We start from the raw sequence: 22,356 nt of genomic DNA, 5'->3' as shown, positions 1-22,356 counted from the left end.
CGGGGGCTCGATGGTGGTCGCGAAGGTGATGACGATCCGGGACCGGGCGAACCACGCGCGTTACCGGCCGGGGCAGCGGGGCGGCTTCTACGAGAGCTTCTTCCAGCGCGCGAACCACCCGACGCGGCCGCTGGCCTTCTGGATCCGGTACACGCTGTTCAGCCCGGCCGGTCGGCCCGAGGCCGCGGAGGGTGAGCTCTGGGCGGTCTACTTCGACGGCGAGTCGGGGCGCCACGCGGTCGCCAAGCGCGAGGTCCCGTTCGCCGGGCGCTGCTCGTTCGCCCGCGACAGCCTGGCGGTCGCCATCGACGGCGCCCGGCTGAGCCTCGGCAGGCTCACCGGCGCGGCGGGCGAGGGGGAGGACGCCATCACCTGGGACCTCGCCTACGAGGGCGGTGGAGAGCCCCTTCTGCTGCTCCCGGCGGCCCTCTACGGCGCCCCGCTGCCGAAGGCGAAGGCGCTGGTCGGCGCGCCGATGGCCGTCTACAGCGGCCTCCTCCGCGTCGCTGGGCGCGAAGTGGACGTCTCGGGCTGGGTGGGCAGCCAGAACCACAACTGGGGGACGAAGCACACGGACCTGTACGCCTGGGGGCAGGTCGCCGGGTTCGACAGCCACCCGGACAGCTTCCTCGAGGTCGCCACGGCCCGACTGAAGGTCGGACCGTTCTGGACGCCGAACATGACGCCGCTGGTCCTCCGGCACCGCGGCGAGGAGATCGCGCTCAGCTCGCTCGTCCAGTCGGTCCGCGCCGATGCCTCGTTCGACTACTTCACCTGGCGCTTCCGGACGGAGACCGATCGGCTGAGCGTCGAGGGGGAGATCTCCGCGTCCGCCGGCGATTTCGTGGGCCTGGCCTACAGGAACCCTCCTGGCGGCGTGAAGCATTGTCTGAACACCAAGATCGGGGCTTGCACCGTCACGCTGCGGCGGAAGAGCCTGGGCCGCGAGGTCGGGATCGAGACCCTGACCACGGCGCGGCGCGCGGCGTTCGAGATCCTCACGGACGACCGAGGCCATGGCGTGATGATCCGCGCCTGATCCACGCTGGACGCACGGTCCGCGGTGCTCGGCGCGGACGGCCTGGCCGGCGCGAAGGAGCGGGGCGCCGCCGCCGAGAGATGCGCTGCGCGTCCGGCGCCAGGTCGGCTAAAGAAGGTGCGGTACGTCACCGCACGAAAGGCGGACGCCATGAGTCTCAAGCACCCCCGGACCATCCTCGTTGCACTGGACAGCTCCCCCAAGGCGTCGCTCGTCCTCGCGGAGGGCGTCGATCTCGCGCAGAAGCTCGGCGGCAAGCTCGTGCTCGTGCGCGGGATCGGGCTGCACCACAGCCTGCCCGCGGAAGCGTTGAACGAGTCGCCCACCCGGGTCCCCGAGATCCTGGAGCGGAGCGACCGCGAGGAGCTCTCGCAGCTCGCGCGCGACGTGCCGCCCGAGCTCCTCGCGAAGGTCGTGATCCACGTCGGCGTCGCCTGGGAGGTCATCTGCCGGACGGCCGACGAGGAGAACGCGGATCTCATCGTCATCGGGTCGCACGGCTACTCGGGCATCGACAAGGTGCTCGGCACGACGGCGGCGAAGGTCGTCAACCACACGAACCGGTCGGTGCTCGTGGTGCGCGACAAGCCGTCGGACTGACAGCGGCTCGCCTGCCTCAGCGGAGCCTGGCGATGAGCTCTTCGCTCAACGTGGGCTGATCGATCTTGCCCAGCCAGATCCGCCAGGTGGCCTTCATGAAATCGACGCCTGCCACGGTCGCCGTCCCGCCGCCGGCGACCGTGACGGTGGTCGCCTTCGCGCCCGGGTCGTACGCGATGGTGACCTCCGCTCCCGACTTGAGGTCTCCCTCGAACGCCGCCACGAACCTCTCGATCTTCGGCGTGTCCGTGTATCGGTTCAACGCATACGCCTCCCGCAGCGCCTTGACGATGCTCGCGCGGTCGACGTCGCGGAGCATCGTCCAGACGAACTTCTTCGCCGTGTCCATGTCGATGACGGCGTCCTTGGACCTCGTGGCAGGGAGCTGCTCCATGTAATGGCTGATCCGATAGACATCGATGTTGAGCACGCCGATGGTCCTGACGCGGACGCCCGTGCCGGTGAGCGTGTAGCCAGGCAAAGCAAGGAGGCTCCCGACAGCGAGGAAGACCGCCGCGAACGCGGCGAGGAGAGCTGGAGATTTGCTTCGCGCGAGTTGCATCGGATCGACCTCCTCCGGCATCGCCGCTCCGTGCGGCGCATCGTGTCCGGGCGCCGCGCTCCGGCGATCGCCCGTCGACGGTCGTGAATGAGCAAGACCTGAACCACCGACAGAGGGACGTCGGGAGTCGCAGATCTCGTGAGATCTCGAGGTGCGCCCTGGAGTCAGGCAGGGACGACCCATGGCTGTGTGCTCGGAGGGGGCTCCGGGCGCGGGCGCGGAGCGGCGGCCTTTCGCCGGTGCGAGGGCCGGCGGCGGTGATGCCGACGCCGGCTCTCCCGGAGATCTTTTTTCGGCCCGGTCCGTAGAAGCCGCGCGCTGCGGGGACCGGGAGATCGCGGCGGAGGGACGCGGGTCCCTCCCTGGGCCGCGCCATGGCTTGCGGCGGAAGGAGCTTCTCGATGCGGACGATGCTCGCTGGATTGCTGATGGGATGGGCGGCTCTGGGCTGCACGGCCAGCGCGACGGCGCCTCCGGGCACGAGCGCCGCGGCGGTGGCGGCCGCGCCGGGCGCGGCGGCGCGGGAGGAGGCGGCGAAGCCGGTCGCCGTGGCCGCCGCCCCGACAGAGCCGGCCGAGCCCTCTGCGGCGGCGGCCGACGTGCCGTCGTCCCGGCCGGAGCCGGCGTCCGCGGGGAACCAGGGCGTCTGGATCGGCGCCGCGGGCGCGAGCGCCTTCGCGCTGCCGGGGACGCGCGAGACGCAGCTCGGCGTGTGGATCGATGTCCCGGCGGCGCGCGCGGCCCGCGGACAGCCGCGGGCGCCGGCGGCGGTCGTGCTGCTCGTGGACGCCTCCGGCTCGATGCAAGGCCCCAAGATGGAGAACGCGCGCGCGGCGGCGCAGGCGTTCGTCGACAGGCTCCCCGACGGCGATCTCGTCTCGGTCGCGTCGTTCGCCGACACCGCGCAGGCGCGCGTCTCGCCGACGGTGCTCGGCCGGTCGACGCGCCCCGCGGTGGCGCGCGCCATCGCCGCGCTCGGCCCCGACGGCAGCACCAACCTCTTCGCTGGCCTCCAGCTCGCGGAGCAGCACGCGCTCGCGGCGCCGTCGACGCACGCCGTCCGGCGCGTGGTGCTCATCTCGGACGGCCAGGCGAACATCGGGCCTTCCTCTCCCGACATCCTCGGGGCGCTCGCCCAGCGCGGCGCCGCGCACGGGGTGCAGATCACGTCGATCGGGGTGGGGGCCGACTACGACGAGCGCACGCTCAACGCGCTCGCCATCGGTTCCAGCGGCCGGCTGTACCACCTCACCGAGGCGCGGGAGATGTCCTCCGTCCTCGAGCGCGAGCTCGCCCTGCTCCAGACGACGGCGGCGACGGGCGCGTTCGTCGAGATCGTCCCGGCGCCCGGCGTGGAGCTGCTCGACGTCCCCAACGAGCGCACCGAGCGCTCCGGGGACGCGCTCCGGGTGCTGCTCGGCACGATGTTCGGCGGGCAGCACCGCGAGATGCTCGTGCGGGCGCGGGTCACCGCGCCGGCGGCCGGCTCCCACCCGCTGGCGAGCGTGCGGCTCCACTTCCGCGACGCCGAGAGCGGCAATCTCCCGCGCGTGCAGGAGGTGGTCGCCCGCTACGATGTGACGAGCGATCCGGCCCTCGTCGCCGCGCACCAGAACGAGAAGACCCAGACGATCGCCGCGGTGATGGAGGCGGGCATGATGCAGCTCGACGCGGCCCAGGAGGTGAGCGCGGGCAACTTCGGCGCGGCCGAGGCGAAGCTCGCCGCGGCGGAGGACCGGCTCCGGCAGCAGGCGGCGCGCGCCCGGTCGGACAAGGAGAAGGAGCGCGCCGTCCAGGCGGCCTCGGCGGTGGCGAGCGCGCGGAAGACCGCGCGCGCGGCCGCAGCGGCTCCGCCCTCACCCGCGGCGCGGCGCATGGAGGCGCTCGAGATGAACAGCGCCTCCCCGGTCTGGTCGGGCCGCTGATCCAGCGCCGCCGCCGAGGCGCGCCGCTGGCACCTGCCCGTTCTGGCGCCTGCCCGTTCTGGCACCTGCCCGTTCTGGCGCCTGCCCGTTCTGGCGCCTGCCCGTTCTGGCGCCTGCCCGTTCTGGCGCCTGCCCGTTCTGGCGCCTGCCCGTGCTGGCGCCTACCCGTTGCCGATGCCTGCCTGTTGCCGCTGACGCCTGCCCGTTGCTGATGCCTGCTCGTCGCCGCTGACGCCTGCCCGTCGATGACGGGCCGTCATGGTGGGCGGGCGCGGCGTCCATCATGAGAGGGCAGGTGCGGTGTCCATCATGGGACCGAAGATGGGATGTCCATCGTGGGATGGCAGGTGCGGTGTCCGTCATGAGAGGGCAGATGCGATGTCCGTCATGGGACGACCGGACGCGATGTCCATCATGGACGGGTTGACCGGCTCTGCATGACCGGGGGAATCCGGTCATGGTTGATCCATGATTCAACATTGACGATACAATCCATCATGGACTGGCAGCCGCTCCTCGCGTGGCCCTCGACAGGGGTCGGGGCCCGCGCGACATTGTTCCGGGCCCTCCGGCACGTCGCCTCCTCGGGGCCCGCTCCTCGCCATGAACCCGAACGCCTTCCCGGAGTCGCGCGCCGCCGCCGTGCGCGAGCTCTGGTCGCTCGACCCGGCCGTCACCTTCCTGAACCACGGCTCGTACGGCGCCTGCCCGCGCGCGGTGCTCGAGGCGCAGCAGCGCTACCGCGAGCAGCTCGAGCGCGAGCCGGTCCGGTTCTTCCTTCGCGAGCTGGAGCCGCTGCTCGACGCGGCCCAAGGCGCGCTCGCCTCCTTCGTCGGCGCTGACGTCGACGACCTCGTGTTCGTCCCCAACGCGACCGTCGGGGTCAACACGGTGCTGCGGTCGCTCTCGCTGCGACCCGACGACGAGCTCTGCATCACGGATCACGGGTACAACGCCTGCAACAACGCGGCCGAGGCGGTCGCGGCCCGCGCCGGTGCGCGCGTCGTGGTCGCGCAGGTGCCGTTCCCCATCGAGGCGCCCGAGCAGGTGGTCGAGGCGGTGCTCGCGCGCGTGGGGCCGCGGACGCGCCTCGTCCTCGTCGACCACGTGACGAGCCCGACGGGGCTCGTGTTCCCGGTCGCCACGCTGATCGCCGCGCTCGCGGAGCGCGGCGTCGACGTGCTGGTCGACGGCGCGCACGCGCCCGGCATGGTGCCGCTCGATCTCCGCGCCCTCGGGGCGGCCTATTACACCGGCAACTGCCACAAGTGGCTCTGTTCGCCGAAGGGCGCGGCGTTCCTCCACGTGCGGCGGGACAAGCAGGGCGCGGTCCGCCCTCTCTCCATCAGCCACGGCGCCAACTCGCCGCGCACCGACAGGTCGCGCTTCCTGCTCGAGTTCGACTGGACCGGCACGGCCGACCCCAGCGCGGCGCTCTGCGTCGCCGACGCGCTCCGCGCCATGGCCGCGCTCGTGCCCGGCGGCTGGCCCGCGCTCCAGGCGCACAACCGGGCGACGGCGCTCGCCGCGCGCGACCTCCTGTGCGAGGCGCTCGGCTGCATGCCGCCGAGCCCCGACGCGATGATCGGCGCGCTCGCGACGGTGCCGCTCCCCGACGCGCCGTCGCCCCGGCTGCGCCTCGATCCGCTCCAGGACGCCCTGCTCGAGCGGTGGGGGATCGAGGTGCCGGTGTTCGCCTGGCCCGCGTCGCCCCGGCGGCACCTCCGGATCTCGGCCCAGATCTACAACGACAGGCCGCACTACGAGCGGCTCGCGGCCGCCCTCGGCGCGCTGCTGTAGCGGCGCGCGGGAGGGCCCGGCCCCGCGCCGCTGCTCCGCGGCGGGGCGCCGCGCCGCGGTCGCCTCTGCCTCCGGGCCGCCCCGCGCCCGTTTCGCCGCGGGTCGGCGCTCGCGCCGGCCGAGGCGCGTCCAGCGCTCGCCGGAGCAGACCGCGCGCGCCCGCCGAGACGATAGGATGCGCGCTCCAAGGAGACACGATGCCACGTCGAATCCTGGTCTTGTCCTCGCTTTCCTGGCTGGCGGCGACCCTCGCGGCCGCGCCCTCCGCTGCGCAGCCCGCGACGCCTCGCCCGACAGCTAGCCCTGCGCCCTCCGCGGCGGCGGGAACGCCTCCGGCACCGGGCGCACGGCAACCGCCAGCGACGCCGGCGCCGGGCACACCGCAGCCGCCGGCTTCAGGCACACCGCAGCCGCCCGCGACGCCGGCGCCGGGCACACCGCAGTCGCCCGCGACATCGGCACCAGGCACGCCGCAGCCGCCGGCTTCAGGCACACCGCAGTCGCCCGCGACGCCGTTGCCCGGCGGGCCGCCGCAGCCCCCGGCGGTCGGCGCGCCCGAAGCGGGCGCACCTGAGCCGGACGCCTCGCCGCTCGCGCCGGAAGAGGCGCACACCGCGCCGGGAGCCGCCGGGCCGCCCTCGGACCCGGCGCCGCCCGACCGGAAGCCGGGCGGGGCGGAGGCGGGCCGCAAGGGCAGCACGCCGGCGCCCTGGGTGCTGTCCCTCTCGGATACCGAGCTGGGGCCGCCGCCCGCGCGCGGGTCGGGCGGCAGAACCATCGACGAGGGGGTTGTCCCGCTGAGCCAGCGTGGCGCCATCGGCCTGGAGACCTCCTCGTTCACCGGCGGCGACGGCGAGGTCTCCGGGCTCGCGGTCGCGCTCTTCGCCCGCATGCCGTTCGCCCAGCACACGTTCCTCGATGTCCGACTCCCGTTCGGGCTCGCGATGGCCGAGCGCACCGACGCCGTGCTCGGCAACGTGACGCTCGGCGCCCATCACGTCGCCCGCGTCGGCCGGACGTTCTGGCTCACGGTGGGCGGCGACGTCGGGCTGGCGACGCTCTCGGGCAAGACCCACCACCACACCAGCTACGAGCCCGTCAGCGCCAGCCGGGCGTACTGGGATCTCCACGAGTACTTCCCGAGCATCCTCCCCATCCACGCGCGCCTCGGCGCCGAGGCCCACGTCGGCTCACTGCTCATCGGGCGCTTCCAGATCGAGCCGGTGCTCTACATCCCGCTCGCCCGCAACAAGGAGTACGAGGTCGCGATCCAGCACGCCGCCGAGCTCCAGATCGGCCACGGGATCGGCGGCGGCGTGCGCGTGCAAGGGATGGCGCTGCCCACGTTCGACAACGTGAGCATCCGGCACGCCGTCGCCCGCAATCTCTACGTCCTGGCCGTCGAGCCTTTCCTCGCGATCGAGCGCAACCTCGCGTTCCTCCGAACGGGCCTGCTGCTGCCCTTCGACGAGGAGCTCGGCCCGCCGCTCGACCACACGTGGGGCTTCCACTTCACCGCGGGCGTCCGCGCCGACTGAGGCCCGCGGCCGGGGCGCCCGGCGGCGGGCCGCCTGCCCGGCGGCCGAGCCCGCAGCGCACGAACCTGCACCCCCGCTCCAGCCTAGGCGCCGCGCGCGCGGCTTGCTTCGCCGATCGCGTAGGTGATGTGCCCCTCCAGCTCGCCCGCGGGCAGCTGCTCGGACTCCACGACGACGAGGCGTGCTCCCGCGTCCTCCGCGAGCAGCTCGAAGGTCTTCGGCGCACGATCGTGCAAGTGGCTCGGCAAGACGATGGCCAGCGGGCGGAGGCGGACGGCCACCCCCCACGCCGAGCCCGCATCGCAGGAGCGGACGAGGAAACGAGCCCGCGCTGCAACCCTCCGGCAACGAGCCAGAAAATGGGGGCTGCAGTCGAGCGCCAGCACCATGGGTATCCGGATCAACTGACTGCTACTAGGGGGCTCCGACATAGGAAGATGCTACTCCAGCGAAGCGCGATTGCGCGTCCTCTTATCCCGCATAACCGATACAGAGCCTTCCCGAAATAGAAAACAACAAGCTCGCCAGCTCATGTAAGCAGTCACGCGTGATTTTGGTGTATTGGGTAACGTTCTGTGAGCGCAGGATATTTGAAATGAACGCTGCGAGAGGGGGAGGCGCCAGCGCACGAGAGTCCCCGCGGGACCCCGCGCAAAATCGCCGAGAATTCGGCCCTCCTTGCGCTTCAACAGGAGCGCGTGATGCCCTGAGCGATCGCGCGTTGATGAAATGATGCGCCATGGACGGAGAAGGTCTCGGCGCATACCAGTGAATGCAACATGGCGATCCGGTGTCGGGAACGCCCGGACGGGTGAAGTCGGCGCACACGTGGTAGACGCCGCTCGGGACGTAGGTTGTGAAGGCAGCGTCCACGAGAGCGTCGCACAAGATGGCTCGTGTTCACCCCTGACGCTGCCCAGATCGCCGCAGCGGCTCCACGCCTCCTGCCTGTCGAGGTCGGCAGGCGGCAAAGGAGTTGGCGAGCACACGTCATGGAGATCGTGTGTCATCGCCACGCGGCAGGCGAGCCGCGCCAGCGCCGCCATCGGCCGGACCCGCTGCCCGGTCGCCGCGGCGCTCCCTCGCCGCGCGCCATGCATCGCGGCAGGCCGCGCCGCGCGCGCCCCGCGAGGGCTCGGTGAGCTCGACACGCCCTGTGTTGCCAACCACCCAGCGCCCGCCGATCGCCGCGACGGCCCTGAACCGGTTACGCTCCTCACAGAAGCTCGGGGGCGCCACCCACCCAGCCCCCTCCGAATTGTTTCCGCCAGGTTGCGGGGAGCGCCGACGCCGGAGGCGACCGCCGGCGGCGCGATGGCCCCGCCGGCAGAGAACCGGACCCTCTCCGAGGCCGGCGGCTGCAGGGGAGGAGCACCGGGGAGAGGTCGAGAGAGGTGGCGGTGTCGAGCTGGCACCTGCAATAAGGTTCCAACTATATCATCTCGTGGCCCGGATAGAAGAGAACAGCGTCGGGTTGTGATCGCAAAGGCGTCGGCCGTCGCGGTGGGGCGACGACCTCGCATCCAAGGTCGGAGTCGGCGCTGTGGCAGGGCTGTATTTTTACAGCAACGCCCTGCGAAGGGGGGTTATCCTTACTCGGCGGTCGGATAGCCGACCTGATCGGGCGATAGCGTGGATCACCCGTCAGGGAAGCGGCGCGCGCGCCAGCAAGCGGGTGGTGCTCTGATCCCGAGAGAGCTCAGACGAGGTCGGTAGGTTAGGAAGAACACTTGCCTACCACCCGGACAATGGGGGTTTCAGGCGGACACGACCCCCCAGCTCCGGTGATGTTTTGACGAGTGGATACCTCGACGCGGCGCCGCAGCGCGACGGTCATGCGGCCGTCGACGCGTGGCCCGGGGGCTCGTCCCCGGAGCGCCGGCCCGGGGCGCCGAGCGGCCCGGGCGGGCGACGTGGCCGGGGCGGCGCGCTCGCGCACGGGCGGCGGCGCGCACCGACCGCTCGCCGGCAGGACGCTGGGTCGCACATGGTATATGCCGGCCTCATGGCGCAGGTGCACGGCGGCAGGCTGGTCTCGAAGGCCCTCGCGAGACACGGGGTGACGCACCTCTTCACCCTGTGCGGCGGGCACATCCAGGCGATCTACGACGGGTGCCTGGATGACGGCATCCGGGTGGTCGACGTGCGACACGAGCAGACCGCCGGACACGCCGCCGACGGGTACGCGCGGGTGACCGGGAGGCCGGGGGTGTGCGCCGTCACCGCGGGGCCCGGCGTGACGGACGTGGTGACGGCCGTCGCCAACGCCCAGCGCGCGGGCGTCCCGATGGTCGTCCTCGGGGGCGCCGGCCCGCGCGCCCTCGCCGACATGGGCTCGCTGCAGGACATGAACCACGTCGAGCTGATGCGCCCCATCTCGAAGTGGAGCGTCTCCGTCCCCTCGACCGATCGCATCCAGGAGTACGTGGACTCGGCCTTCCGCATCGCCCAGGCGAACGTGCCAGGCCCGGTCTTCCTCGAGATGCCGCTCGACCTGCTGATGAACTACGCCGGCGACGAGGCGCCCGCGACCGCGCCCGCGGCCCCGCCTCGCCCTGGGGGCGACCCGGCCGCCGTCGCGCGGGCCGCGGCCCTGCTGAGGGACGCCGAGCGGCCCATGTTCATCGTCGGGAGCCAGCTCCGGTGGTCGCCGCGGCGCGACGCGCTGCGCCGCTTCGCCGACGCGGTGAAGGCGCCCTTCTACCTGAACGGCATGGCCCGCGGCGCCCTGCCTCACGCCCACCCGGGGCTCATGAGCCGCTCGCGCCGCTTCGCGCTCTCGCAGACCGACCTCTGCGTGGTGCTCGGGACCCCCTTCGACTTCCGCCTCGAGTACGGCCGCGCCATCAGCCCGGCGGCCAAGGTCGTCCAGATCGATCTCGACGGGAGCGAGCTCGGCAGGAACCGCCGCGTCGACGTCGGGATCGACGGGGACAGCGGCGTCGTCCTGGATCAGCTGCTCGCGGAGGTGCCCGACAAGACGGCCGCGGCGTGGCTCTCGGCCGTGCGCGAGGCGGAGGAGCGATCGCGCGCGAAGATGCTGGCGGAGATCGCGAGCGACGGCGACCCGCCGAACCCGCTGCGCGTCTGCGCGGAGATCGGCAAGCGCCTCGGCAAGGACGACATCGTCATCGGCGACGGAGGGGACTTCGTGGCCACGGCCGCGAACGTGCTGAAGCTCGAGTGGCCGCAGCTCTGGATGGACCCCGGTCCGCTCGGGACCCTCGGGGTCGGCCCCGGCTACGCGATGGCGGCCAAGCTGGCGCGGCCAGAGGCCAACGTGGTCCTCGTGTACGGCGACGGATCGTTCGGCTTCCATGCGCTCGAGTTCGAGGCGATGGTGCGCCAGGGCATCCCCGTCGTGAGCGTGATCGGGAACGACGCGGCCTGGACGCAGATCCGCCGGGGGCAGGTGGAGCTCTACGGCGAGGGCCGCGCGCCGGCGACGTCGCTCGACTTCACCCGGTACGACCGCGTGGTCGAGGCGCTCGGCGGCTTCGGGGCCTGCGTGGAGCGCGTCGAGGAGCTCGGGCCCGCGCTGGACGAGGCGTTCCGGTGCGGCAGGCCCGCTTGCGTCAACGTGAAGATCGCGAAGAGCGACTTCCGCAAGGGCGCCATCAGCGTCTGATCCACGTGGAATTACGGTTCATCTCCCCCGACCTGCAGAGCCTCGACGAGCTCGACTCGGAGGTGCTCGCGTGCGCCCCGTTCAGCGACGCGCGGCCAGCCCACGGCGTGGCCGGCCTCTGCGACTGGCGGCTCGGCGGCCGGATCTCCGAGCTGCGGCGGCAGGGCCTGATCACCGGCGAGCTCGGCGAGGTCGTCATGATCCCGTGCAAGCCGCGCATGGCGTTCGACAAGCTCGTCCTGTTCGGCGCCGGCGAGCGCGACGCGTTCGACGAGGCGATCTTCCGCGAGATCGTGCGCCGGATGCTGGCCACGATGGGCGGGCTCTGCACGCGCGCGGCCGTGGTGGAGCTCCCGGGGCGGCACGACGGGCTCATCCCCGCCGAGCAGGCGGCCGACGCGCTCCTCGACTGCGCGGGCAGGGAGCGCGGCGACAACGTGTGGACGCTGGTGGAGCGCGCCGAGGGCAGGCAGCAGATCACCCAGCACATGATCGAGCAGCGACGCCGGGTGCGGCGGGCGCTCTAGTCACGCGGCGCGCGGCGTGGAGGGCGTCAGGCAGGCTCCTTCGGCAGGTCGACGGTGAAGGTCGCCCCCTCGCCCGGCCGGCTGTCGACCTGGATCGTCGCCCCGAGCGCGTCGGCGATCTGCCGCACGATCCACAGCCCCATGCCGAAGCCGCTGTAGTTCTCGCTGGAGACGGCGCGCTCGAAGCGCTCGAAGATGCGGGCCTGCTGCTCCGGGGCGATGCCGATGCCGCGATCCCTCACCGTCAGGCGGGCGCGGTCCGCGAGGTCCTCCAGCGTGACGTCGATGGGCTTGCCGGCGCCGTATTTGACGGCGTTCGAGAGGAGGTTCGTGACGATCTGATCGAGCCGGAGGCGATCCCACCGGCCGACGATCGAGGCGGGGGCCGACAGGTTGACGGGGCAGCCGGCAGAGCAGAGCTCCTCGCGGAACCGCTCCAGCGCCTCGTTCACCGTGGCCGCGAGATCGACGTCCTCGAGCTCGATCTGCAGGCGGCCCGCGGAGATGCGCGAGATGTCGAGCAGGTTCGTGATGAGCCGGGCGAGCCGCTCGACCTGCCGCTTGATCATCTCGAGCCGCGGCGTGGCGCGCTCGGCGGTGAGGCCGCCGCGCTTGCCGGCGCGCAGGAGGCCGTCGACCTGCAGCTGCATGGGCGTGAGCGGCGTGCGGAGCTCGTGCGAGGCGATCGTGAGGAAATCGTCGCGCGCGCGCACCGCGAGCTGCGCCTCCCGGTAGAGCCGGGCGTTGTCGACGGCCAGCGCCGCGCGCCGCGCGAGATCCTGCGCGAGGTCGAGATCGACGGCGTCGTAGCGCCGGTGCGTCGAGGCGAACGAGAGCGTGCCCAGCGTGCGGCCGCGCGCCGTCAGCGGGACCGTGAGGTGCGAGGCGAGCGAGAGCGAGCGCAGCGCCTCGTAGTGCGCCTGATCGAACGAGATCGCGCGGACGAAGGAGTCGGTCACCTTGGGGATGAGCTCCGGCTGCGCCGTGCGCAGGACCCTGCCGATCCCTCGCCCGGCAGAGTCGGCCGTGATCCTGCCGAGCAGCTCGGTCGCCATCGCCATCGACGGATCCGCGTGGGCGGTCACCTGCCGATCGATCGCGCCGGACTCGTCCTGCAGCAGGAGCACGCAGATCGACGCGAAGTCGGGGAGCGCGACGCGGACCACGCGCCGCAGCGTCTCCTCGAAATCGAGCGACTCGCCGAGGATCTGCCCGGCGGAGACGAGGATGCGCTGCGCCTCGTGGACGCGGCGGCGCTCCGTGACGTCGCGCGTGACCTTCGCGAAGCCGCGCAGCTGCCCGGCCTCGTCGAAGAGCACGCTGATCACCTCGTTCGCCCAGTAGCGGGTGCCGTCCTTGCGGACGCGGTAGCCCTCCTGGATCGAGCGGCCGGTCTCCACGGTGGACTCGAGCTCCGCGACGGGCCTGCCGAGCTCGACGTCCTCCGGCGGGAAGAGGACCGAGCAGTGGCAGCCGATGATCTCGTCGGCGCGGTAGCCGTTGATGCGCTCGGCGCCCGGGTTCCAGCTGGCGATGCGGCCGGCGGGGTCGAGCATGAAGATGGCGTAGTCCTGGACGCCCTCCACGATGAGGCGGAACCGCTCCTCGCTCTGCTTGAGGCGCCGGTCGGCGCGCGCCTCCGCCGCCTCCATCTCCCGGCGCAGGAGGAGCTCGCGCATCCTGCGGTTCTCGTCCTCGTAATGCTTCCTGCGCAGCTGGGCGCGCAGGCGCGCCTTCAGGACCGTGAGCTCGCCCGTCTTCGTCACGAAATCGTCGGCGCCGGCCGAGAGGGCGTCGAGGATCGCCTTGTGGTCGTCGCGGCCGGTGAGCATCAGCAGCGGGATCGGGCGCCACGAGGCGTTCGCCTTGATGCGGAGGCACGTGGCCGGGCCCGACAGACCCGGCATCACCATGTCGAGAAGAATGCCGTCGACGCGCGCCACCGTGAGCCGCGCGAGCGCCTCCTCCCCCGAGTGGGCGAGCACCGGCAAGTAGCCTTCGTCGCGCATCGCCGCCGCGACCTGGTTCAGGTACGTGGGGCTGTCGTCCACGATGAGGATGCGATGGGACGGCGTATCCGCTGGGCGGTTCACGGGAGCCTCCGGGGCGGGCTCCTGTGAGCGAGGGGAGTCGCCAGGACGGGGCGCGTGGGGCTGGTTGAACCGGTGCAACACCCGCCGATCACCCCCCGTGGCGCCTCCACCCTCATTGGCCACCCATACAGGTTGGCATGCGTTCTCCCCCGGTCGACGCGAAAAGGCTACCTGGCCCGATGCACTTTGCGTACAGCATCCTTTTTCTACCAGCCGCCAGGCGCTCGCAACGTGGCTTCCCCCACCGCGAACCGGAATCCCCGGGGAAGCGCACACGATGCGCGCTGTGGGCTTCGAGCGCCCGGCGCCGGCAGACAGGGGCTTCCCGCGCGACAAACCAGGGAAATGACGCTTGACAAGCGGCGTGACGATCCGAGTTGCGCCCGACTCGAGCGACTCGAGATCCGCGCCTGGCGAGTCGCGGCCTCGCGGCGGCGCGGAAGATCGGAGACGCGCGGGTCCGTCAGCCCTCGTCGATGAGCTCGATCATCGTGGCCCGGGCGGGCCCGCCCGCGGGGATCCAGCGGCAGAGCTCGTCGACGCCGACGTCATCGACCACCCGGCGGAGCTCCGCGCGCGCCGCGGCGGGCTCGCCGAGCGCGGTGAGCGCGTGCGCGCGGGTGATGCGGTAGCGCTGGCGCACCTCGGTCGGCTCTTCCCGCTCGCCATCGCGGAGGCCGATCAGGGAGAGCGCGGCCTCGACGTCGCCCGTGCGCACGAGCACCGCGGCGCGCGCTCCCCGCACGAGCGGCCGCACGGACGCCGGCGCGCGCTCCTCGTCCAGGTCCGGGAGGAGCCGCCGGGCGGACTCGATGTCGCCGGCGCAGAGCTGCCATTGGGCGAGGTTGCTCATGACGAGCACCCGAACCTGCGGAGGTATCCAGTCGCTGGGCACGTCGCGCAGCGAGGCGGCCGCCGCCTTGTAGCTCCCCTCCCAGGCGAGCGACTGACCGACGGCCTGGGCTGCAAAGGCGTAGATGATCCGCGGATCGTCGAGCTCGGTCGGCGGCGTCAAGGCGCGCTCCGCCGGGCGCGCGGCCGGCCGCCCCGTCCGCGGGAGCCGAGGCGTCCCGGGCGCCTGGCGCAAGGAAACACCGGGCCTCGCGGCGAAGCGCCGCCGGACGACGCCGCCGAGGAGGACCAGCAGCGCGATCGCCGCGGCGGCCGCGCAGGCGGCGCCGAGCGAGAGCGACCCATCACGCCACCGCGCGAGCGCGCCCCACGCGAGCAGCGGCGCCGCGGCGCCGGCCGCCGCGAGCAGGACGAGCCGCCGCGTCATCGGCGGGCTCCGGCGTGGATCGGCGCGGGTTCGGCCGTGCGCTTCGCTGCCATCGGTCCTCTTCAGCGCTCCCTGAGCATTCTTCGAGGATCCGCGCTCGTCCCGCCCTTCTGCGTGTCGGCGATCGCCTGGTGGAACCGCTCGAGCCGCTGGTCCGCCGCGTGGAACACCGTCCCCTCCGGGTACCTTCCGTCCGCGTCGGCGACGCCCGCGGGGACGCCGGTGATGATCTCGATGCCCTCCTCGACGGAGCTCACCTCGAACACGTGGAAGCGGCCGGCCTCGATCGACGTCACGACGTCGCCCCGCAGCATGAGCGCGTCACGGTTCGCGCTCGGGATCAGCACGCCCTGCTCGCCCGTCAGGCCCTTGGCGGCGCACAGATCGAAGAAGGCCTCGATCTTCTCGTTGATGCCGCCCACGGGCTGGATGCTCCCCTGCTGATCGATGCTGCCCGTCACGGCGAGCTCCTGCCGGATCGGGATGCCGGAGAGCGCGGACAGGAGCGCGTACAGCTCGCTCGATGAGGCGCTGTCGCCCTCGATGGGCTCGTAGGTCTGCTCGAAGACGAGCGAGGCGCCGAACGAGAGCGGGCGGTGCTGGGCGAACCGGGCCGCGAGGAAGCCCGTGAGGACCAGCACGCCCTTGCTGTGGAGCGGGCCGGACATCTCGACCTCGCGCGCGATGTTCACCGGGCCCTCGCGGCCCGGGTAGACGACCGCCGTCACCCGGCAGGGGCGGCCGAACGTCTGCGGGCCGTCGGACAGGACCGAGATGGCGTTGACCTGCCCGACGCGCCGGCCGGTCACGTCGATGCGGATCGTCCCGTCCGAGAGCAGCTCGTGCACGTGGTCGCGGAAATGGCTCCCGCGGCGCCGCGCCGCCTCGAGCGCCTCGTTGACCTCGGGGCCGTCGACCACCTTGCGGCCGCGGCGCTGGGCCCGGTAGCCGGCCTCGGTCGCGACCTCGGCGATGAGCCCGACCTGGGCGCTCACCTTGGTCTGGCTCTCCGCGAGGCGGCCGCCGTGGAAGAGGAGCGCGGTCACGCCGTCGGCCGTGATCGGCGGGAGGCCGCGATCGTGCGCGAAGCCGGCGAGGAACGCGGGGTACGTGAGGAGCGCCTGATCGAGCGAGATCGTCGTCTCGAAGCGCGCCTGCACCTTGAAGAGCTGCGAGAACTCCGGATCGGCGTCGTGCAGATCCTGGTAGAGCTGCGGGTTCGTGACGAGGACGACCTTCACGTCGATGGGGATCGGCGGGAAGAGCAGCTCCTCCGCGGTGCCGCGGAAGTACGACGGGTTGTGCTCGGGCACGATGAACTTGCCCGCGAGGAGGCAGGCCTTGAGCTGCTCGTAGAGCGCCTCGTTCTTGAGGAGCGCGCCCGCGGGCAGGATGAGGAAGCCGCCGGCCGCCTCGTGGAGGGCGCCCGCGACGGCGAAGCCGGGCTCCGGCGGGAAGCCGGAGTCGGGCGGCGCGTGGGTGCGGCCGAACAGGGCGGTCAGCGTGGGGTAGGGGACATCGACGACCGGGGCGCCGGAGTCGGGCGTGTGCTCCGTGAGGAGCGTCGGGACGACCACGCCGCGCGGGAGGGTGGCGCCGCCCTCCTCGCCGCGCGCCTCGTCGACGAGCAGGCGGAACTCCTTCGACACGACCGTCTCGACGTCCGCGAGGAAGGCGCTGATGTCGTTGCGCCCCTCGAAGCGCGCGCGCACGGGCTGGAAGCAGGCCTTCACCCCGTCGCTGAGCAGCTGCTTCACGACGCCGCGCAGCTCGACGTCGGCCTCGTCCTGCACGGTGGCGAGCCGCATCTCGAACTCCTCGATGGAGCCGGCGATGGCGAGCAGGGCCTCGCCGTCCGGCGCGTTGGCGGCGTCCTCGATCGAGGTGATCTGCACCTCGTCCTCGCCGCGCACGAGGTCGAGGCCGAGCTCGCGCGCCGCGGACTTGAGCTGCTCCTCGAGCCGCCGCTCCTCCGCGTTCACCCGGCGCTGGATCTTGCCGCGCGCCTGCTTGAAGCGCTCGCCCTCGGTCGCGCCGCGCAGGGCGTCGACCAGCTTCTCGTGGAGCTCCTCCATCGCCTCGACGAAGGGGCGCCCCTCGCCCGGCGGCAGCGACAGGACCGTCGGCTCGCTCGGGCGGTGCGGGTTCGGCAGGAGGAGGATGTCGTCGGGCGTGGGGCGGCTCGCCGCGATCCGCTTCGCGACGGCGCGCGCGCAGAACGTGCGGCCCGTGCCGGGCGCGCCGACGACGACGACGTGGAAGCGGGGCTGGCGGATGTCGAGGCCGAAGGCGAGCGCGGCGAGGGCGCGCTCCTGCGAGCCGATGCCCGCCGACAGCGGCGCGACCTCCTCCGTCGTGGAGAAGCGGAAGCTCTGCGGCTCTACGATCTTGCGACACTCGCTGGGGGGCAGCTTCCGGGAGACCATGGCGGCGCACCATAGCGCCTTTCGCCGGTCGTTGGCGTGGAGCCCGCCCGGCGAGGCGCCCGCGCGCCGATCGAGGGCCGCGGGAGCGCCTGGCCGCCGGGGCGCGCCACGCGTCACGTGGGGCCGCGCTAGCGCCGCAGGACCAGCACGGGGCACGGCGCCCGAGCGAGCACGTCGCGGATGACGCCGCCATGGTGATCGGCGAGCTGCCCGTGCCAGACCAGCACTACGAGGTCGCTGGCCAGCTGCCAGGCGAGGCGCGCGATCTCCGCCGCCGGCTCGCCCTTGCCGAGGAAGAACCGCGTGGAGACGCCGTGGGGGCAGTGCCCGATCGCGCTCAGGAACCGGGCCAGGAACTCCTCGGTGAACGCCGGCCACTCGTGCTGGGGCTGGTCGACGTAGAGGGGCGCCACCATCGCGCCCGGCTCGAATGGCACAGGCGTCGAGACGGGCGGCCCCTCGTCCGCGGCCTCCCGCGGCGAGGCGCAGCCGACCAGCACGATGTCGAGCTCGGCACCGAGCTTGCGGGCGACCTCCCCGACGGGCCTGATCGCGCTGGCCGTGCTGGGGGTCCCGTCGAGCGGCAGCAGGATGCGCTGTAGCCGCGGCGGGGAGGGCTCCTCACGGATGACGAGGACGCCGAGCGCGGCGGACTCCAGCGCGCGCGCCGCGAGCTGGCCGACGCCGAAGCGCGGGTCCATGGGCTCGTCCGCGTGCGAGGCCACGATCACGAGCGCGGTCCCGCAGCTCGCCACGGCTGAAGCGAGCGCGCCGGCCGGATCGTCGCTCGCCTCGACGTCCAGCACCATGCCCTGCAGCGCCTCCGGGGCGATCCCGAAGTGGGCTGGCACCTCGCTCGCGTCGATCGGCTCCGTGGAGAGGCACAGCCCGCGCAGCGGGGCCTCGAGCCCGTGGGCGATGAGCCGCCCGAGCGCGACGGCGCCGAGGTGGGCGCGGCGGCCGTGGAGCGCGACGACCACGCTCCTGCGCTGCAAGCCGCTCTGCGGCGGGCGCTCGTCGGCCTCGTCGAACGCGTCAGGGGGCGGCTCGACCGCGGGCGCCGGCCCGGGCGGCGCCCCGAGCCCGACCGGGGATCCGTTGCGTACGGCGCTCAGCATGGCGTGACCTCCTCCCATGGCGTGACGCGGCCGCCCAGCCGCCGCGTCGCATAGCGGCGGCCCGGCTCCGCCAGCACGGCGCAGGCGGGCCCGCCCGCGTCGAGCAGGCAGATCGGCAGCGGCGCGCTCCCCTCCAGCGCGACCTCGACCGCGCCGTCCTCCACGTGGATCTCGAGGGCGCGGCCTCGCCAGGCGAGCGGGATCTTGACGTGCCGCCAGCCCGGCAGGAGGTGCGGCTCGATCCCGATCGCCTCGTCCTCGTCGGGGCACGGCGGCGCGTGGGGGAGCGCCTCCGAGAGCGCGCTCCGCGGCACGCGCGTGACGCCGGCCACGCCGAACGCGACGGCTTGCCAGAGGCCGCCCATGGCGGCGATGTGCACGCCCCCCGCGGAGTTGCCCATCGTGTTGCCGAGGTCGATGTCGGCGGTCTGCTCGAAGTAGCGCTCGGCGTGGGCGTGGAGATCGAGCCGGGCGGCGACGAGCGCGTGGGCGCTGGGGCTCAGCGAGCTGCCGTGGGCGGTGCGCGGCTCGTAGTAGAGGAAGTTGTCGCGCCGGGCGCTCGCGGGCACCGCGCTCCAGAGCAGCGCGATGAGCTGCACGACGTCCGCTTGCTTCACCACCTGGCACGCCTGCGTCCGCTCGCGCCCGAGCAGGACGTCGACCGGCGCGCTGCGCACGGCGTAGTCGGCGATGGAGAACGGCGCGAGGCCGAAGTAGCCCGCGAACTGCTCGATCAGGCCGGTCTGCGGGTCGATCCCGAGGAGCAGGCGGTCGGCGACGTCGCACCAGTGGTCGGGCTCGTCGGGCCGGAGGTCGAGCCGCGCGAGCACGTCCGCGCGCACGGCGTTGCGCCGGACGAGCGCGGCGGCGACGCGGAGGTTGTGCCGCGCCATCCAGTTCGTGAACGCGTTGTCGTCCACGGTCTCGTGGTACTCGTCCGGCCCGATCACCCGCCGGACGTGGGCGTGGCCATCCGGCCCGAGCTCGGCGCGGCTCGCCCAGAAGCGCGCCGTCTCGATCAGGATCTCGGCCCCCTCGCCGCGCTGGAAGTCGAGATCGCCGGTCGCGCGGACGTACGCGTGCACCGCGTACGCGATGTCGGCGCTGATGTGGTGCTCCTGCTCGCCGGAGAGCACCCGGACCACCTCGCCGAACGGCGTGACGACGAGCGCCGGCGTCGTCTCGTCGCCCGTGTCCGCCGACTCCCACGCGTAGAGCGCGCCCTCGTAGCCGAGCGCCTTCGCCTTGCGGCGCGCGCCGGCGAGGGTGCGGTGCCTGTAGAGGAGCAGCGCGCGGGCGGCCTCGGGGTAGCAGTGCGTGTAGAACGGGACGAGGAAGGTCTCCGTATCCCAGAAGACGTGGCCGCGGTACGCCTCCCCGCTGAGCCCGCGCGCGCCGATCGAGCAGCGCGGGTCGTCCGGGTTCGCGGCGCCGATGAGGTGGTACAGGGCGAACCGGAGCGCCCGCTCGATCCTGGGGGCGCCGTCGATCTCGACGTCGGCGCGGCGCCATCGCTCCGCCCACGCCCGCGTGTGCTCGCCGAGCACGTCGGCCATGACGCGGCTCGACAGCTCGTCCTGGAGCGCCTGGCCCGCCTCGCGCGGCGTGGGCGTGTCGCGCGACGTGTGCAGCGTCGTCGTCCGGAAGAGGCGGCGCTGCTGGGCGACGCGGACGCCGACGTCGCAGCGCTCGGCGACGGATCGCGCGCCGGTGGTGCGCTCGCAGCGCGCGCCCTCGAGGGCCTCGAGCGGGGGCGAGCTCTCCGCGGCCTGCTCCGGGAGCTCCCGCAGGTGCGAGGTCATCGCGGTCACGAGCCCGCCGTGCGTGTGCCCGACGAGCAGCAGGCTCTTCGCGCCCGCGTCCGCCGCGAAGCCGGCCCAGTGCGCCGCGCCGCTCGCGCTCTTCACGTCGCCGCTCAGGATCGCGTCGACGCGGATCGTCCCGGTGAAGTTGAGGGGGGCGACGCTGAGCGCTTCCATGAGGACGTGGCGGTTCGCGAGCGACGCCGCGTGGAGCGTGTGCAGGTGCGTGAGGTGGCCTCCCTCGCCGCGCCGCAGGACCTCGCGCAGCAGCACGCCCCGCCGCATGTCGAGGGCGCGGCGGTGGTGCAGCACGCCGCTCGTCTCCGCGGAGAACGACTCGCCCTCGATGGCGACGCTCAGCCGGCCCCAGTCGGGGGCGATGACGAGCTCCGGCACGCGGCTCACGTCGGCCGAGGGCTCGAAGGCGCCGGCGATGAACGTCGCCGGCCGCGACACGCTCGACCCCTCCGGCAGCGACGCGCGCGAGCCGAGGTAGCCGTTGGCGATCGCGAGCAGCGACTCGATCTCGTGCTCGCGCGCGACGTCGAACCCTGGCTCCTCGATGAGCCACGCGGCGTCTCGGGGGGCCGCGAGCGAGCCGAGCTCGCCCTCGAGATCCCGCTGGAGCGCGAGGATCTCGTGGAGCCGCTGCGCGCCGGCCGTCGCGTGGACGGCGCCCGCGAGCTCCGGCGCGCCGCGGAGGCCGCGCGCCGCGGAGGCCGCCGCGCCGTCGTGTGATTCGCGTGATTCGCGTGGTTCCGGCGAGATCGCGAGCCGATCGTGCGGCTCGATGCGGAGCGGCGCGATCACCTGAGCGAGCAGCGCGGCGACGGCGGAGCGCCCGTCCGGCTCCGCGCGGGCGGCGAGCGCGACCGCGGCGCCGCGGCGATCGAAGCCGTGGAGCTCCGCGCCCTCGAGCGCGCCGAGGAACAGCCGCCTGCGGTTCTCGGCGCGCACGCCGCGAGCGAGCCGCCGCGCGAGGTGGGGCATGGGCTCGTCGGTGAAGAGCGCCACGCGCACCCCCATCGCGAGCAGCGCGTCGAGCAGCGCCGCGGCGCCGTCGGCCGCCTCCCCGAGGAGGCCCGCGTCGATCGCGATGAAGCGGAAGCGGTGGTGCAGCTCGCCCGGCAGTTTGACCGCGGCTGCCGGCGCGTTCGCGATGCTGGGGCTGCCCGATCCGCCTCGCGCGAGGACGGTCGACCCGGTGGCGCTGTCTTCGAGCAGCGACGACATCCTCGGCTCCTCCTGGGGGTCAGGGGACGCGAGGAGCGTGCCGCCGCGCCTGTGCGAGCCAGGATCGGGGGGCCGCGGTGCCGGTGCGCTAGCGTTGCACGGCGCCGGTCAGGCGCTCGAGCACGACGAGGAGCCGGTCGACGTCGAAGGGCTTCGCCAGCACGCCGGCCACGGCGCCGCGGATGTTGGGCTCGTTCACGCCGGAGAGCAGGAGGACGGGCACCTCGACGCCCGCGGCGGCGAGCGCGGCGAGGAACTCCTCGCCGGTCATCTCGGGCATCACATAGTCGAGCAGGACCGCCCGCGGCCGCGCGCCGCGGGCGAGGCGATCGAGCGCTTCCAGCGGCCGCGTGAAGCCCTGAACGCGGTAGCCCTCGTCGGAGAGCAGGTCGAGCAGCGACTCGACGAGCGCGGGGTCGTCATCGACGACGAAGATCTCCGCGGCCGCGCGCGGCGAGGGCGAGGTGGCGGCCGGGCCGGGAGCGGGGACCGGCGAGCTCATCGTATTTCCCTGGATCGCTGGCCATTCCGGCGCATGAGGCGCGCGAAGGATACCAGACGGTTGCCGCGACCGCATGCGCAGGCCGCTCTGGGCGCATCGTTGCACCGTCCATCACGTCCTCCGTTGCGCATTCCGCGTCGCGCGGATCTCCGTCGAGCTCCGAAACTCGCTCAGGACGGAGTTTTCCTCACCAATTGGGCTTGCCGCCGCGCCGCTGCTTGCAGATCGTTGAGCACCTGATACCCCTGTAAGGTTCCTCCCAGGACGACCCGAGCAGCTTGACT

15 protein-coding genes are annotated in these 22,356 nt (G+C 73.1%); 7 read left to right on the top strand and 8 right to left on the bottom strand.

Translation table 11 applies throughout. The annotated features are described in order from the left end of the window. Positions 1-10: 10 nt before the first annotated feature. Both WMF11_RS45225 and WMF11_RS45220 read left to right on the top strand, forming a co-directional pair. Positions 11-1,039: a hypothetical protein gene (locus tag WMF11_RS45225; protein WP_437975145.1), complete on the top strand. Its 1,029-nt coding sequence runs from the start codon at positions 11-13 to the stop codon at positions 1,037-1,039. A gap of 150 nt (positions 1,040-1,189) precedes the next feature. Next, positions 1,190-1,639, top strand: coding sequence for a universal stress protein (locus WMF11_RS45220; RefSeq protein ID WP_437796370.1), 450 nt, complete (start codon positions 1,190-1,192; stop codon positions 1,637-1,639). Positions 1,640-1,655: 16 nt separating this feature from the next. Here WMF11_RS45220 and WMF11_RS45215 read toward each other — a convergent pair whose 3' ends face one another. Further along, positions 1,656-2,201 carry a chalcone isomerase family protein gene (locus WMF11_RS45215; RefSeq protein WP_437905232.1) on the bottom strand — a complete coding sequence of 182 codons (546 nt, stop codon included), beginning with the start codon at positions 2,199-2,201 and terminating at the stop codon, positions 1,656-1,658. Positions 2,202-2,602: 401 nt separating this feature from the next. Here WMF11_RS45215 and WMF11_RS45210 point away from each other — a divergent pair, with 401 nt between their 5' ends. From WMF11_RS45210 to WMF11_RS45200, 3 genes are all read left to right on the top strand, one after another. Beyond that, positions 2,603-4,126 carry a vWA domain-containing protein gene (locus WMF11_RS45210; RefSeq protein ID WP_437975144.1) on the top strand — a complete coding sequence of 508 codons (1,524 nt, stop codon included), beginning with the start codon at positions 2,603-2,605 and terminating at the stop codon, positions 4,124-4,126. 603 nt (positions 4,127-4,729) lie between these two features. Further along, positions 4,730-5,926 carry an aminotransferase class V-fold PLP-dependent enzyme gene (locus WMF11_RS45205; RefSeq protein WP_437975143.1) on the top strand — a complete coding sequence of 399 codons (1,197 nt, stop codon included), beginning with the start codon at positions 4,730-4,732 and terminating at the stop codon, positions 5,924-5,926. Between the two features lie 515 nt (positions 5,927-6,441). Further along, positions 6,442-7,464 carry a hypothetical protein gene (locus WMF11_RS45200; RefSeq protein WP_437975142.1) on the top strand — a complete coding sequence of 341 codons (1,023 nt, stop codon included), beginning with the start codon at positions 6,442-6,444 and terminating at the stop codon, positions 7,462-7,464. An 83-nt stretch (positions 7,465-7,547) separates the two neighbouring features. Here WMF11_RS45200 and WMF11_RS45195 read toward each other — a convergent pair whose 3' ends face one another. After that, positions 7,548-7,868: a hypothetical protein gene (locus WMF11_RS45195; RefSeq protein ID WP_437975141.1), complete on the bottom strand. Its 321-nt coding sequence runs from the start codon at positions 7,866-7,868 to the stop codon at positions 7,548-7,550. Positions 7,869-9,469: 1,601 nt separating this feature from the next. On the opposite strand from WMF11_RS45195, the gene WMF11_RS45190 reads away from it, so the two are divergent. After that, the gene (locus tag WMF11_RS45190; RefSeq protein ID WP_437975140.1) at positions 9,470-11,092 is read left to right on the top strand and encodes a thiamine pyrophosphate-binding protein; all 1,623 of its coding nucleotides are present in this window, start codon (positions 9,470-9,472) and stop codon (positions 11,090-11,092) included. A gap of 5 nt (positions 11,093-11,097) precedes the next feature. Continuing rightward, the gene (locus tag WMF11_RS45185; RefSeq protein WP_437905227.1) at positions 11,098-11,619 is read left to right on the top strand and encodes a M17 family peptidase N-terminal domain-containing protein; all 522 of its coding nucleotides are present in this window, start codon (positions 11,098-11,100) and stop codon (positions 11,617-11,619) included. Positions 11,620-11,645: 26 nt separating this feature from the next. Here the strand turns inward: WMF11_RS45185 and WMF11_RS45180 are convergent, their stop codons facing one another. The 6 genes from WMF11_RS45180 to WMF11_RS45155 all read right to left on the bottom strand — a co-directional run bounded on the left by WMF11_RS45180 (position 11,646) and on the right by WMF11_RS45155 (position 22,072). Further along, positions 11,646-13,712 (bottom strand): ATP-binding protein, encoded by a 2,067-nt coding sequence (locus tag WMF11_RS45180; protein WP_437905226.1) that lies wholly within the window; start codon positions 13,710-13,712, stop codon positions 11,646-11,648. Positions 13,713-14,175: 463 nt separating this feature from the next. Next, the gene (locus WMF11_RS45175; RefSeq protein WP_437975139.1) at positions 14,176-14,991 is read right to left on the bottom strand and encodes a hypothetical protein; all 816 of its coding nucleotides are present in this window, start codon (positions 14,989-14,991) and stop codon (positions 14,176-14,178) included. Positions 14,992-15,053: 62 nt separating this feature from the next. Next, a complete protein-coding gene (locus tag WMF11_RS45170; protein ID WP_437975138.1) occupies positions 15,054-17,417 on the bottom strand; it encodes an AAA family ATPase in 2,364 nt (787 codons plus the stop codon). Positions 17,418-17,545: 128 nt separating this feature from the next. Continuing rightward, the gene (locus WMF11_RS45165) at positions 17,546-18,535 is read right to left on the bottom strand and encodes a universal stress protein (protein WP_437975137.1); all 990 of its coding nucleotides are present in this window, start codon (positions 18,533-18,535) and stop codon (positions 17,546-17,548) included. After that, positions 18,529-21,570: a glycoside hydrolase family 65 protein gene (locus WMF11_RS45160; protein ID WP_437975136.1), complete on the bottom strand. Its 3,042-nt coding sequence runs from the start codon at positions 21,568-21,570 to the stop codon at positions 18,529-18,531. The genes WMF11_RS45165 and WMF11_RS45160 overlap by 7 nt, the downstream gene beginning before the upstream one ends. A gap of 88 nt (positions 21,571-21,658) precedes the next feature. After that, complete coding sequence (locus WMF11_RS45155; protein WP_012240729.1) at positions 21,659-22,072, bottom strand: response regulator; 414 nt, start codon at positions 22,070-22,072, stop codon at positions 21,659-21,661. Between the last annotated feature and the right edge of the window lie 284 nt (positions 22,073-22,356).

The sequence above is a fragment of the Sorangium sp. So ce295 genome (assembly GCF_051527405.1).
Lineage (GTDB): Bacteria > Myxococcota_A > Polyangia > Polyangiales > Polyangiaceae > Sorangium > Sorangium cellulosum_B.
Note: the sequence above shows the minus strand (reverse complement) of the source record. Positions and strands in the feature narration are given on the sequence as shown.